The sequence below is a fragment of the Georgenia muralis genome (assembly GCF_003814705.1).
In the GTDB taxonomy this organism is placed as follows: domain Bacteria; phylum Actinomycetota; class Actinomycetes; order Actinomycetales; family Actinomycetaceae; genus Georgenia; species Georgenia muralis.
On the sequence record NZ_RKRA01000001.1, the window covers coordinates 2,781,119 to 2,793,562 of the forward strand.

Consider the following 12,444-nt stretch of genomic DNA (forward strand, 5'->3'; position numbering starts at 1 on the left):
GGCTGGCGGGCAGACCATTCGTGACGCGGCCTGAGCCGTCGGGGCTACCCATGGGGTGCGGGGCGGCGTCGAAGTCTTGGCGCAGGTGCGGTACCCGCTGAGCGACTACCGGCGTCACCATAGAGACAGGAGGAGCCTCGTTCGGATTTGCGGAGGGAGGGGTCGTGTCCGGCCGTTGTCCGGTCCTGTTCGTCGGTGCCCACAACTCTGGCCGTTCCCAGATGGCTGGTGGGTACCTGCGAGCTCTGTGCGGCGGGCGGGTGGACGTGCGCACGGCCGGCGCTGAGCATGCCGACGAGGTCGACCCCGTGGTGGTGGTGGTCATGGCCGAGGAAGGCATCGACCTCGGCGCCGTGAGGCCGAGCGTCCTTTCCCCTTCCGACGTCGTGGCGTCCGACGTCGTGATCACCGTGGGTGGCGCGGACGTCTGCCCCTACTTCCATGGCGTGCGGTATCAGGACTGGGAGTTCGAGGACCCGGCCGTCAAGGACATGGAGTGCGTGCGGGCCGTACGTCAGGAGATCCGGCTCCGGGTCGAGGGCCTTCTGACTGACCTTCCTGCTGTTGCCCCGCCGGTCCTTCCGCCAGATGCTGCGACAGCTGGCTCTGCCGGGTGACCTCCCCGCGCCGGTACGTCCGCGCACGTCGGGGCTATCCGATGCCGCTGTAGGAGTGGAGGCTGTTGAAGACGAGGTTGACGAGGAAGTAGTTGCCGAGGATGGCGACGAAGCCGGCGATGGAGAGGTAGGCGGCCCGGCGTCCTTCCCAGCCGCGGGTGGCGCGGGCGTGAAGGTAGGCGGCGTAGATCACCCAGATGACGAAGGACCAGGTCTCCTTGGCGTCCCAGCCCCAGGGGCGGCCCCAGGCGTGCTCGGCCCAGATCGCGCCGGCGACGAGGGTGAAGGTCCACATCATGAAGCCGACGGCGTTGAGCCGGAAGGCGAGGCGTTCGAGCTCGTCGGAGGAGGGCACGACGTCGAGCAGACGCCCCCAGAGACCGCGGGACCTGGTCCGCCCTTCCTCCTGGGCCAGAGTGGCCGTCACCGTCGCACCGTCGGCTTCTGACCCGGGGGAGGTGGGCGACTGGGGTGGAGTGGCTGTGCGGGCCCGGCGGAGCTCGGCGCGTTCCTGGACGAGCTGGAGTGTCGAAAGGGTCGCTGCGATGGAGAAGACGCCGACGGCGAGGGTGGCGATGGAGACGTGGATGACGAGCCAGTAGGTCTGCAGGGCCGGTTGGAGGCCGTCGGCGCGGACGTAGAGGATGGAGACGGCGATACCGAGCATGAGGAGCACGGGGCCGAGGACGAAGGTGCCGAGGAAGCGCATGTCCCGGCCGCGTTGCAGCGCTAGGAAGATCACCATCGCGACGAGGGTGAAGAGGATGGAGAACTCGTACATGTTGGCCCAGGGCACCCGGGCGGCGGCGATGGCGCGGGTGATGACGCCGAGCAGGTGCAGGGCGAAGCCGAGCCAGGTGGTGGTCATCGCGATGCCGGCGGCGCGGCGGCGCCGGTCGCGGGGACCGCTCTCGCGCAAGCCGGAGAGGTCGATGGCGAAGGCGATGAAGCCGACGAGGTAGGCGGCCATCGCTCCGTAGATCAGTACCAGGCTGATCTGGCCCAGGGCGGTCTCGGGCATCAGTGTCCTTTCCGGGCCGGGCTGTTGCCGGCGGGGTTGGAGGGAGTGGGTTCGGGTGCCCCGGCCCTGTCCTGCGCTGCCGATGCTGTGCTGGGCGATGGGTCGGCCGGGGTGCCGGCGTGCTGCAGCACCCGGGCGAGGTCGCGGGCCAGGCCGGGGTCGTCCCCGCGGGCCAGTGCCGCTCCCGAGACCACGGTGCCGCCGTCGGGGGTGTCGGCCAGCTTGACCCACAGGCGTCGGCGCGGCACGAACAGCGAGGCGAACAGGCCGAGCATGGCTGCGACGGAGGAGCCCAGCAGGTAGGGCAGGGAGGGGTCGTAGCGCAGGTCGAGGCCGACGAAGCGGGGGAGCGACTCGAACGTCACGGTTCCGAGCCCTTCCGGCAGCTCCACGCTCTCACCGGGGGAGAGGAACAGGGTCACCGGCTGCTGGCCGCCGTCGGCGGAGCCGGGGGAGCCGTCCTCGGCCTCTTCGTAGACCTGGCGCATGTCGTCGGTGTCGAGGACGTAGACGTTCTGGGGCACGGCCTCGTCCAGGCCGAGGTCACCGGCCCAGAGGGTGAGCACCAGCAGGGGGGCGTTGGGCTGGGGGTGGGCGGAGTATGCCCCGGAGCCGTCCTCAGCCATCATGGCGGTGGGCAGGAAGGCCCCGGTGAGCCCGAGCTGCTCGCCGGCGCTGACGTCGGGGACCTTGATGACGCCCCTGGAGGTGTAGACGGAGTCCTGCGGCAGGAACGGGACCGGCCCGGAGAAGGCCACCTCGTCCGCACCGTCGCGCACGGTGATTTTCGGGGCGAAGCCGTTGCCCATCAGGTACACGTTCGCACCGCCGGCGTTCATGGGGTCGTTGACCTTGATGACCTCCCGGCGGGTCGTGCCGTCCGGCTCGGTCACGCGGACGGTGGCGGCGAAGTCGCGGGCCAGGGCGTCGACGGTGAACTCCGACTGGAACTCCTCCAGGGTGAAGGTGAAGGGCTCGAGGGAGTCGGGGTCGAAGAAGGTGCCCGGGTCGAAGGTGTCGTAGTCGAGGACGGAGTTGGCGAAGGACTCGCCTTCGACGACGATGAACTGCCCGCGGTAGCTGTAGAGCTGCCCGGCCGCCAGGGAGAGCAGGACGCCGATGAGGGAGAGGTGGAAGACGATATTGCCGCTCTCGCGCAGGTACCCCCGCTCGGCGGTGATGCCCTCGGTGGTCACTGCCGCACGGTAGCGACCCTTCAGGGCGGCCAGGATGCTGGCCTGCACCATGGGGCGGGGTTCGGTGACCGTGCGCTCCTCCCGCACTGGGAACCGGTGGAAGCTGCGGGGCACACGCGGCGGCTGGGCACGCAGGGCCCGCCAGTGCACCCGGATGCGCGGCACGATGCACCCGATCAGCGAGGTGAACAGCAGCAGGTACACCGCGGCGAACCAGGGCGAGTTGTACACGTCGAAGAAGCCGAGCCGCTCGAGCCAGGGAGCCAGGCGCGGGTAGGTGGTGAAGTACTCGTCCACCCGTGCGGGGTCCTGCGGCTGCTGGGGGAAGAGCGACCCGGGCAGCGCGGTGACGGCCAGGAGCAGCAGCAGCATGATCGCGACCCGCATGCTGGTCAGCTGACGCCACATCCATCGCAGCCAACCGGCCAGGCCGAGCCGCGCCCCCTCCGGCGGGGCCGGGGCGCCCTGGGGGTCCTGCTGTCCCTGCCCCTCCTTGGAGCTCAGGTTGGTCGCGTCGACCTCGGTTGTGGTCTTCATTCTTCTCACACCAGCGTCTGGGAGTTGGCGACCAGGCCCTGGAGATATCCCGACAGCAGGCCCCACAGTCCGCTGACCATGGCTATCCCAAGCACGACGAGCAGGGCCCCGCCGAGGCGCTGGATCGTCAGGCGGTGCCGGCGCAGGAGGGCGAGCACGCGGGTGGAGCGGGAGAGCAGCATGGCCAGGACCACGAAGGGCACGCCCAGCCCGAGGCTGTAGGCCAGCACCAGGACGGCGCCGCGGGCCGGGTCGGCCTCCCCGAAGGACAGGGTCAGGACAGCGGCCAGGGTGGGGCCCATGCACGGTGCCCACCCCAGCCCGAACACGACCCCGAGCAGCGGGGCACCCCACACGCCCTGGCGGGGCAGGGTGTGGATGCGGGCCTCGCGCTGCAGCACGGGCAGGCGCCCCAGGAATGCCATACCCATCACGATCACGAAGACCCCCAGGACCCGGGTGGCGACGTCGAGCCACGGCGCGAGGAGGATGCCGGCCCAGGAGAACACCACGCCGAGCAGCACGAACACCGCGGTGAAGCCGGCCACGAAGAGCAGGACCCCGGCCAGCAGCTGGGCGGTGCCGGCGCGTCGGGACGGTCCTCGACGGCCGGTGACTGTGCTTGCTGGCGATGTCAGAGCGGCGCGGGGACCCGTTGTCGCGCCGGCCATCCCGCCCAGGTAGCCCACGTATCCGGGCAGCAGCGGCAGGACGCAGGGGGAGGCGAAGGAGACGACCCCGGCGATGGCCGCGATCGGCAGGGCCGCGAGCATCGGCCCGGTCAGCACTAGGTTCGCGAATGCGTCACCGATCTGGTCCAGGCTCACTTCAGACCTCCTCTGTCAGGGCGTCGTCGATGAGTCCTCGCAGGATGGTCGGGTCGATCTGGCCCAGGATGCGGGCGGCGACCCGCCCCTGCCGGTCCAGGACGACGGTGGTGGGCATGGCCTGCAGGGGCACGAGCCCCTCGAAGGCGGCGACCCCGCGGGCGTCCTGGTCGTGCAGGGAGGGGTAGGGCACCTCGAAGGTGCGCTCGAAGGCCTGAGCGGTGCCGACGTCGTCGCGGGGGTTGATCCCGAGCATCTTCACCCCCTGCGGGGTGTAGTCGGTGTGGATGGCCTTCAGGTCCGGTGCCTCGGCGCGGCATGGCGGGCAGGCCGCGTACCAGAAGTTGACCACCACGACGTCACCGCGCCAGTCCGCCAGGTCGAGCCTCTCCCCGGAGTAGGTGGTGCCGACCAGGGAGATGGGGTCGGCGCGCTGGTCCGGGGCCCAGGTGGCGAAGGTGCCGTCCCCGGCCACGTACCCGGCGTCCGAGGCGGCGGCCGCGGCCGCGGCGGGGGACTGTGTGCCGCTGCCCGGGGCGCAGGATGCGAGCACGAACGCGGCGGCTGCCCCGAGGCCGGCGCTGATCACGGCACGGCGACTGAGCCCTGATCCGTAAGTTCTTGGGTGGCCCGGGAGGGCTGGGTGTGGCTGAGCCTTGATCGCCCGTTGATGGCTCCGATGGATTGGCCGCCCGGTTCCTCCTGGGGCGCCTTGACTGCTGATTGAGATGCGCGTCCTGGTCGCTGTTTACGGATCTGTCGGCGGGGTGTTCCTTCGGGCCATGGCAATCGCTCGTGTGCTCGAAGGAGGAGTTGATGAAGCAACGGATCGCGCCCGGGTGGGCTGGTGTCGACGTCGGTAAGGGTCATCACTGGATCTGCCTGATCGACGAGGCCGGCACCACAGTCTGGTCGACGAAGGTGGTCAACGACGAGGCCGCCATCCTCGACGCGATCGCCGGCGTCCTTGGCCACGCCGACGAGGTCGTCTGGGGAGTAGACGTCACCGGGACCATGTCGGGACTGCTGCTGGCACTGCTGGCAGCCCACGGTCAGCGGGTGAGATACGTCCCCGGCCGCACGGTGAACCAGATGGCCAGCGCCTACCGCGGTGAGGCCAAGACCGACGCCCGCGATGCCTACGTCATCGCCGAGACCCTGCGACACCGCGGCGATCTACAGGACGTCGAGGTCGCCACCGCGCTGGTGACCGAGCTGCGGCTACTGGTGACCCACCGCACCGACCTGGTCGGTGACCGGGTCCGCGTGGTCAACCGGCTCCGCGACGTGCTCAGCGGCTACTTCCCTGCGCTGGAGCGGTCCTTCGACTACGCCCATAGCCGGGGTGCGTTGGTCCTGCTGACGGGCTACCAGACGCCGCAGGCGATCCGCCGGACGGGTGAGTCGCGGTTGCGGGCATGGCTGGTCAAGCGGAAGGTGCGCAGCGCCGACCAGATCGCTGCAGCTGCGCTCGGTGCGGCCAAGGCCCAGCAGACCGTCGTGCCCGGGCAGGATGTGGCGGCCAGCATCGTGGCCGACCTCGCCGCTCAGCTCCTGGCGCTCGGCGCGCGGATCTCCGACCTCGACGCCCGGATCACCACCACCTTCCGCGCGCACCCCCAGGCCGAGATCATCGAGTCCCTGCCCGGCATGGGACCGATCCTCGGTGCCGAGCTGGTAGCCGCCGCAGGGGACCTTGCCGCCTATGCGAACGCCGGACGGCTCGCCTCGGCCGCCGGGCTTGTCCCGGTCCCGCGGGACTCTGGCCGGCGCACCGGGAACCTGCACCGGCCGATGCGCTACTCGCGCAAGCTGCGCAGAGTGTTCTACCTCTCCGCCTCAGCCGCCATGATGCGCGAGGGCCCCAACCGCGACTACTACCTCAAGAAGCGCGGACAAGGCCACGGGCACGTCCAAGCGCTCATCGCCTTGGCGCGCCGACGCGTCGACGTCCTATGGGCCCTGCTCCGCGACAACCGACCCTTCGAACTCGCCCCACCCTCGCGAGAACCGATGGCCCAAACGGCTTGACAAAGTCATTGAGAATCCACCGACGTGGTGGGGTGGTCGCTGATCTGGTGGCGTGCTCGGGATCGCGGGTCTTTGGGCGTGGTGGGGCTGCCGGTTTGTGCCGGCTCTTCCACGTCGGGTTCCTCGGTTCGTGCCCGTGGGGGCTGGGTGGTCAGGTCGCGGTGGCCGGTGGTGGTCCGGTGGCGGCGGTGTGGAGCGCGGTCCAGGCCTGTGCCCAGGCCCAGTGGGCGGGCAGGTGCAGGATGAGCCGGCGGCCGGTGGAGGCGATCCGGGCGGGGACGTTGACGATCCGGCGGCGCAGGGTGGCCCACCGGGCCGTGGCCATGTTCGCGGCGACGGCGGCGGCTCGGGCGATGTTGAACGCGATCGTCGCCATCGCCACCCACGCCGCGTTCGCCGCGTACTTCCCCGACGGCAGGTGCGCCAGGGGCCCGTCCTTGAGCTCGGCGATGACCTGCTCGATGACCGCGTGCCCGCGGTGGCGCTGGTCGGCCTGAATGGTGTCCAGGTCGGAGTTGGTGATGAACGCGTGGTGGCGGTAGGTCGCGAACAGCTCGCCCTGCTCGCTGCCGTCACTGGCCAGGGGCTGGAGCCGTCGGACGCGGCGCACGATCAGCCGGCAGGTCACGCGCTCGGCCTTGCGGCGACGGGTGAACGCGACGAAGGGGACCTCGGCGACCTCGGCGTCGGAGACCCACCGCTGCTCGGCCTCATCCCAGACCGCATGGGGGTACTTGATCGGGGTCCAGGCGTCCTCGCCGATGCCCGCGATGGCCGCCTTGGCCTGGGGGTTCATCCGCACCGTCACCGAGAACCACGCCCCGTGGCGCAGGGCGGTGGCGACGAAGGCGTGGCCGTAGTACGCCGAGTCCGCCCGGCACAGCACCGGTCCGGCCACGCCCGCGGTCCGGGCGGTCCCCAGGGCCTGGGCGAGGAGCTGGCCGGCCCCGGTGTGCGAGGCGACGTTCCCGCGCCGTAGCCGGGCCCGCACGATCACCGGCGCCGCCACCTCCGTGGAGACGGTGGCGAGCTGGACGTTCAGGCCACGCACCCCGGAGTAGCCGTACGCCGCGGCCTGCTTGGCGTACCCGTGAACCTCCCGGATCGTGTCATCGACATCGACGAACGCGATGTCCTCCGTGCCAGCGCCGCTCACCAGGGCGGGAACCTTCCGAGCGAGCCCTGCCAGCAGCGCGCCGCTGATCTTGTCGAGCTGCTGGACGTGACCGTGGGTGAACGAGCGCAGGAACGTGCCCAGCGTCGAGGGCGCCCGGACCCCGGCGAAGACTCGGCCCATCCCGCCATGACGCAGCAGGTCCAGGTCATCGATGCAGTCCGCACCGGCGAGCATCCCACCGACCACGCCCGCCGTCTTGACCCCCGCGTTGGGCGAGGGCACCGTCAACCCCTCGAGCAGGCCGTACAAACCCGCGGACTCCGCCAGCCGCAACGCCGGGACCAGACCCGCCGCCGACACCAGATTGGACTCATCGAAGACCGGTCGAATCGTGTGAGAAGGTTTCACTTACGAGGTGTCCCTCCTGGACAGGCTGATCGAGACGTCGCAATCCCGATCCTCCCTGCTCAGGAGGGCATTCTCGTTCTACGCCACGCTCACCCACCGACCCACACCGGTGGATCAGGGCTGAGGGACCGCTGCGGCCGGGCAGTGGCGCTCGAGGTCGTCTCCTCGTCGGTGTCGTGCGTGGCGTTCGTTCGGCTGGGCGCCGGTGGGTGTGTCATCTCTCACTCTCGTGTGGGTGGGTCGGTGGCGGTGTGCCCGCTCGGGGTCGGCGGCGGGCTTGTCCGGCGGGGGAGGGGGTTACTGCACGGTCAACGGTCCGCCGGACGGGCTGGTTCGGTGACATGCGCGACGGAGGTGTTCGGCGGTCATGTTGGTGGCCCGGGTTGTTGGGGGGATCATCGTGGTCTGCCTCGGGTGCCGGGTGTCCCGAGCGGGCGGCGAGCATGTCGTTGTAGGCGCGCAGCTCGGCGTCGTCGTCGCGCTCTGCCTTGCGGTCGGAGCGTCTGGCGGCGCGGTCGTCCTCCTTCGCCCACGCGAGGGCCACGGCGATGGCCAGGGCGAGGGTGGGGATCTCGCCGATGCCCCAGGTGATCGCTCCGCCGGTCTCTTGGTCGGCGAGAAGGTCGCCGCCCCAGCTCAGGTTCAGCTGGCCGAAGTAGTCGGCCGCCAGGACCGTGGTCTGGGAGATCAGGGAGATGCCGAAGAAGGCGTGGAAGGCCATCGTGGCGAACAGCAGCAGCAGGCGCAGCGGGTAGGACGGACGCGCGGGGCCGGGGTCGACGCCGATGAGGGCGTTGGCGAAGAGATACCCGGCGGCCGTGAAGTGCACGACCATCAGCAGGTGCCCGACGTGGCTGGTCAGGGCGTACTCGAAGAGGGGGGAGTAGTAGAAGACGACCAGCGACCCGGCGAAGTTCACGCCGGCGATCACCGGGTGGGAGAAGAATCTGGCCAAGTGGGAGTGCACCACCGCCAGGAGCCACTCCCGAGGCCCGCGGGAGCCGTCCCTGCGGGCCGGAAGGGCCCGCAGGGCCAGGGTGACGGGGGCGGCGAGCACCAGGAAGATGGGCATGACCATGGCCAGCAGCATGTGCTGGACCATGTGGCCGCTGAACAGCACGCTCCCGTAGGCCGCGGGTCCGCCGTTGGTGACCCAGAAGAAAAGCAGCAGACCCGCGACCCAGCTGACGGTGCGCGCGGCGGGCCAGGCGTCGCCCCGGCGGGCCAGGCGTCGCGCCCAGCGTAGATAGACGACCAGACCGGCCAGGGCGGCGAACGCGGTCAGCGGTTCTGGTCGCCACTGCGTGAGGTAGGTCAGCACGGTCGGCGCCGGTGGCTCTGGGTATCCGGTGAGGACGAAGAGCGCTCCGGCGTTGCTGACCGGTTCCAGGGGGTCCGGTGGCGGTGAGGAGCCCAGGGCCACGGCGATGCCCACGACCGCGCCCATGACGAGGACCTCGACCCCGGCCAGACACCAGAACGCCCAGCCCGCCCTTGCGCCGGCCGCGTCGGCGTGGGCGCGGATCGCTGGGATGGTCGCGGTGCGGTGCACCCAGCCGGCCAGTCCCAGCGCGAGGGTGAGCACCACCTTGATCAGCAGCAGCTGACCGTAGGGGTGGGTGAGTAGGTCCAGCGGCGTGGTCAGCCGGACCCAGGCGTTCGCGGCGCCGGCCACCGTGGTGATCACGAAGGCCCACAGCGCGACGCGGGAGTACCGCTCCACCACGCGCGGAAGATCGGCGCCGAGCCTGGGGGCGACGAGACACAACGCGGCCAGGCCTCCGACCCACACGGTGACGCCCCCCAGGTGTAACCACCACGAGGACACGGCCAGGTCGTGGGTTGCCGCCCCCGCGGCGTGGCCGGTCTGCGCGACCGGGTACAGCGAGATCAGGGCGAGCACGCCGGCCCACGCGACCGAGGCGTACCTCGTGGTGGCGACGGCCAGCATCGGGATCACCGCGACCAGCAGCGTGGCCAAGGCCAGGTAGCGGCCCATCTCGATCTCGGTGACGAAGTGGATGAGCTGGACGTCGTAGCCCGGTCCGCCGATCGGCGTCCCGAGGACCGCCGCGTGCGTGAGCAGCAGGGCCGCCAGCTGGGCGAGTGCCCACACCACCGCGGCGATCACGCCCACCGGTGCGAGGAGACACCATGCGCCGCCGCTGGCCGGCTCCCTGCCAGCTCGGTCCGCTCCGGGGCGAGGCAGCACCAGGGCACATAATGCGAACGCGCCGATGGTCAGGGTCGATCCGACCCATGTGAGCGCGGTGACGACGGGCAGGCCCCAGCGCACGAGCGGGCCGGGATCGAACAGCTCGGGTGGGCCCGCGGCACCGGTCAGGGCCAGTCCCGCCACCATGGCGACAAGCACCATGGGCAGCGCGCCTAGGGGGAACCACCACACCCTGTGCAGCGATGGTCGGTGATCCTCGGGGGAGGGGGAGAGTGCACCGGGGCGTCGCTGCGTCCGCTCCGGCCTACTTCGGGCACCGTCCGCGCTGTCACTGGGGGACACGGTCGTCCTCATCGGATCACTCACGCAGGTGTAGGGGTGGTTCGCTGTGGTCGGCCGCGACCGGGCAGGCCGGGCGACCGCCGTCTCAGGCGATCAGAGAAGCTGGCAGGAACGCAGCCACCAGGATCGGAGGACCGTCGCCGTGGCCGCGAGCCTGCACCGGTCACCGCCGGCGCTTCGAGCCACCGCGGTGAGCGGTCATCGATCATGGTCAGTCCTGCCGGTGCGCTGGTCGATGAGTCGATCGCGCCCGTGGGTCTCCGGGCCCGCGTACAGCGAGTCCAGGAGATCCCGGTTGCGCTCCGGGGGGTCCATGGCGGCCACCTCGGGGTGGTGCAGGTCGAACGCGGGGCGCTCGGACCGGATGCGCGGCAGCGAGGTGAAATTGTGCCGCGGGAACGGGGAGGCGGTGGCCCACTCGAGGGAGTTGCCGAAGCCCCACGGATCGTCGACGAACACGGTGCGCGGGCCGCGCATGGTGACGTAGACGTTCCACAGAAACGGCAGGGTCGAGACGGCGACGAGCACCGACCCGACGGTGGAGATCTGGTTGTAGAGGGTGAAGCCGTCCTCGGGCATGTAGTTCGGGTACCGGCGGGGCATGCCCTGGGCGCCGAGCCAGTGCTGGTCGAGGAAGGTGGTGTGGAAGTCGATGAAGAGGATCCAAGGTGACGACGGTCCTGCCGAGGCTCTGCCGCTCGGGTCGGAGCCCGGGAACGATCTGCGGGCTGGTTCTTACCGGGCTTGCCACAGTCGTACTTCCTTCCGACGAACTGTTTTTCGTGCGTCCACGGGTCGACGCTGTCTTCTTGCACCGGGAGCAGACCTGTTGGTTTCTCTGGTTTACCAGGTCAGGTCGTTGCAGCCTCCGTGGTCGGCTGGCTCGACCTGCAAGGTGGCGTGCTCGATTCCGTACGTGTCGCGCAGGACGTCTCGCGAGGCGCCGAGCACGGCGTGCTGGTCCGCTCCGGGGGTTGCGACCAGATGGGCGGTGGCGACGTTCATCCCGGAGGTCAGCGTCCACAGGTGCAGGTCGTGGACATCGGCGACCCCGGGGACGTCACCGAGCAGGCTGGCCACCGCCTCGGGATCCATGCCGGCGGGGGCGTGCTGGCCGAGCACGCCGAGCACCTGCCGCCCGAGCGAGATAGCCCGGACGATGACGAAGACGGCGATCAGCGCCGCAACCACCACGTCCCACACCGGTTGCCCGGTGGCCATGATCAGCACGCCGGCGACCATGACGCCCACCGACCCGGCGGCGTCGGCGACCACCTCGAAGTAGGCGCCCTTGACGTTCAGGCTCTCCTTGGAACCGCCGCGCAGGAGCAGCATCGAGACGATGTTGATGACCAGCCCGATCAGCCCGACGACGAGCATCGTCCCCGAGGTCACCTCGGGAGCCTCATCGACCCGGCTGACCGCCTCGAGCAGGACGTAGGCGCCAACGCCCAGCATGATCAGCACCGTCAGTCCCGAGGCGAAGACCTCGGCCCGGTAGGACCCGTAGGTCCGGCGCCCGGTCGTGTCCGGGCGGGTCGCGATACGGGTGGCCACCAGGGCGGCGCCCAGGGCCACCACGTCGGCCGCCATGTGCCCGGCGTCGGAGATCAGCGCCAGCGACCCGGACAGGAATCCCGCGACGAGCTCGACGAGGAAGAAGGTTGCGGTCAGGCCGAAGGCGCCGGCCAGGCGGGTGCGGTAGCGCCCGCCGGCGTGCCCGACCACGGGCGTGGGCCCGTGACTGTGCCCGGCGCCCATCAGGGCCGCTCCTCGTGGCGGGTGTGCTCGCGGGAGAGGTCCAGCAGCATCCGCACGTGAGCGTCGGCCAGCCGGTAGTACACCATCCGGCCGTCGCGGCGGTTGTCGACCACCCCAGCGGTTCGCAGCAGCCGCAGGGACTGGGAGACCGCGGTCTCCGGCACCTCGACCGAGGCGGCCAGGTCGCACACGCACAGCTCCCCGGCCTCGAGCAGGGCGTACAGGATCCGTGCGCGGCGTGGATCGCCGAGGAGCTTGAACAGGGCGGCCAGCCGGGCCGTCTCGCTAAGGTCGGGGATGTTCTCCTGCGTCAGGGCCACCTTGTCGGGATGGACCGCGACGACCGCGCAGGCGTCGAGCGGCGTGACATGACCCATTACATCCTCCACATCTGAGCAGTTCTGCAGACGT

The 12,444-nt window shown here is 70.5% G+C and carries 10 protein-coding genes and 1 pseudogene; 2 read left to right on the forward strand and 9 right to left on the reverse strand.

The genetic code is table 11. The annotated features are described in order from the left end of the window. The first annotated feature begins 164 nt into the window (after positions 1-164). The gene (locus EDD32_RS12480) at positions 165-617 is read left to right on the forward strand and encodes an arsenate reductase/protein-tyrosine-phosphatase family protein (protein WP_123917955.1); all 453 of its coding nucleotides are present in this window, start codon (positions 165-167) and stop codon (positions 615-617) included. Between the two features lie 34 nt (positions 618-651). On the opposite strand, the gene ccsB is transcribed toward EDD32_RS12480, so the two are convergent. Genes ccsB through EDD32_RS12500 form a run of 4 tightly spaced genes read right to left on the reverse strand, consistent with a single transcriptional unit; the run spans position 652 to position 4,787 of the window. Beyond that, on the reverse strand, positions 652-1,638 hold the full coding sequence (gene ccsB / locus EDD32_RS12485; RefSeq protein ID WP_123917957.1) for a c-type cytochrome biogenesis protein CcsB: 987 nt from the start codon (positions 1,636-1,638) through the stop codon (positions 652-654). After that, positions 1,638-3,371, reverse strand: a complete 1,734-nt coding sequence (gene resB / locus EDD32_RS12490; RefSeq protein WP_123917959.1) for a cytochrome c biogenesis protein ResB — start codon at positions 3,369-3,371, stop codon at positions 1,638-1,640. Before resB ends, ccsB begins: the two co-directional genes overlap by 1 nt. A gap of 5 nt (positions 3,372-3,376) precedes the next feature. Beyond that, on the reverse strand, positions 3,377-4,198 hold the full coding sequence (locus tag EDD32_RS12495; protein ID WP_342771406.1) for a cytochrome c biogenesis CcdA family protein: 822 nt from the start codon (positions 4,196-4,198) through the stop codon (positions 3,377-3,379). Between the two features lies 1 nt (position 4,199). Continuing rightward, positions 4,200-4,787 carry a TlpA family protein disulfide reductase gene (locus EDD32_RS12500; RefSeq protein ID WP_123917961.1) on the reverse strand — a complete coding sequence of 196 codons (588 nt, stop codon included), beginning with the start codon at positions 4,785-4,787 and terminating at the stop codon, positions 4,200-4,202. Positions 4,788-5,014: 227 nt separating this feature from the next. Here EDD32_RS12500 and EDD32_RS12505 point away from each other — a divergent pair, with 227 nt between their 5' ends. Further along, positions 5,015-6,229, forward strand: coding sequence for an IS110 family RNA-guided transposase (locus EDD32_RS12505; RefSeq protein WP_123914369.1), 1,215 nt, complete (start codon positions 5,015-5,017; stop codon positions 6,227-6,229). Positions 6,230-6,380: 151 nt separating this feature from the next. Here the strand turns inward: EDD32_RS12505 and EDD32_RS12510 are convergent, their stop codons facing one another. The 5 genes and pseudogenes from EDD32_RS12510 to EDD32_RS12530 all read right to left on the reverse strand — a co-directional run bounded on the left by EDD32_RS12510 (position 6,381) and on the right by EDD32_RS12530 (position 12,410). Continuing rightward, on the reverse strand, positions 6,381-7,754 hold the full coding sequence (locus EDD32_RS12510; protein ID WP_425459484.1) for an IS1380 family transposase: 1,374 nt from the start codon (positions 7,752-7,754) through the stop codon (positions 6,381-6,383). Between the two features lie 214 nt (positions 7,755-7,968). Beyond that, positions 7,969-10,131, reverse strand: a complete 2,163-nt coding sequence (locus EDD32_RS12515; protein ID WP_123917963.1) for a bifunctional copper resistance protein CopD/cytochrome c oxidase assembly protein — start codon at positions 10,129-10,131, stop codon at positions 7,969-7,971. A gap of 339 nt (positions 10,132-10,470) precedes the next feature. Next, positions 10,471-10,938, reverse strand: a pseudogene (locus EDD32_RS12520) (cbb3-type cytochrome c oxidase subunit I); the annotation flags it as partial. 177 nt (positions 10,939-11,115) lie between these two features. Then, a complete protein-coding gene (locus EDD32_RS12525) occupies positions 11,116-12,033 on the reverse strand; it encodes a cation diffusion facilitator family transporter (protein WP_123917967.1) in 918 nt (305 codons plus the stop codon). Then, complete coding sequence (locus tag EDD32_RS12530; protein WP_123917969.1) at positions 12,033-12,410, reverse strand: ArsR/SmtB family transcription factor; 378 nt, start codon at positions 12,408-12,410, stop codon at positions 12,033-12,035. Before EDD32_RS12530 ends, EDD32_RS12525 begins: the two co-directional genes overlap by 1 nt. Positions 12,411-12,444 lie beyond the last annotated feature (34 nt).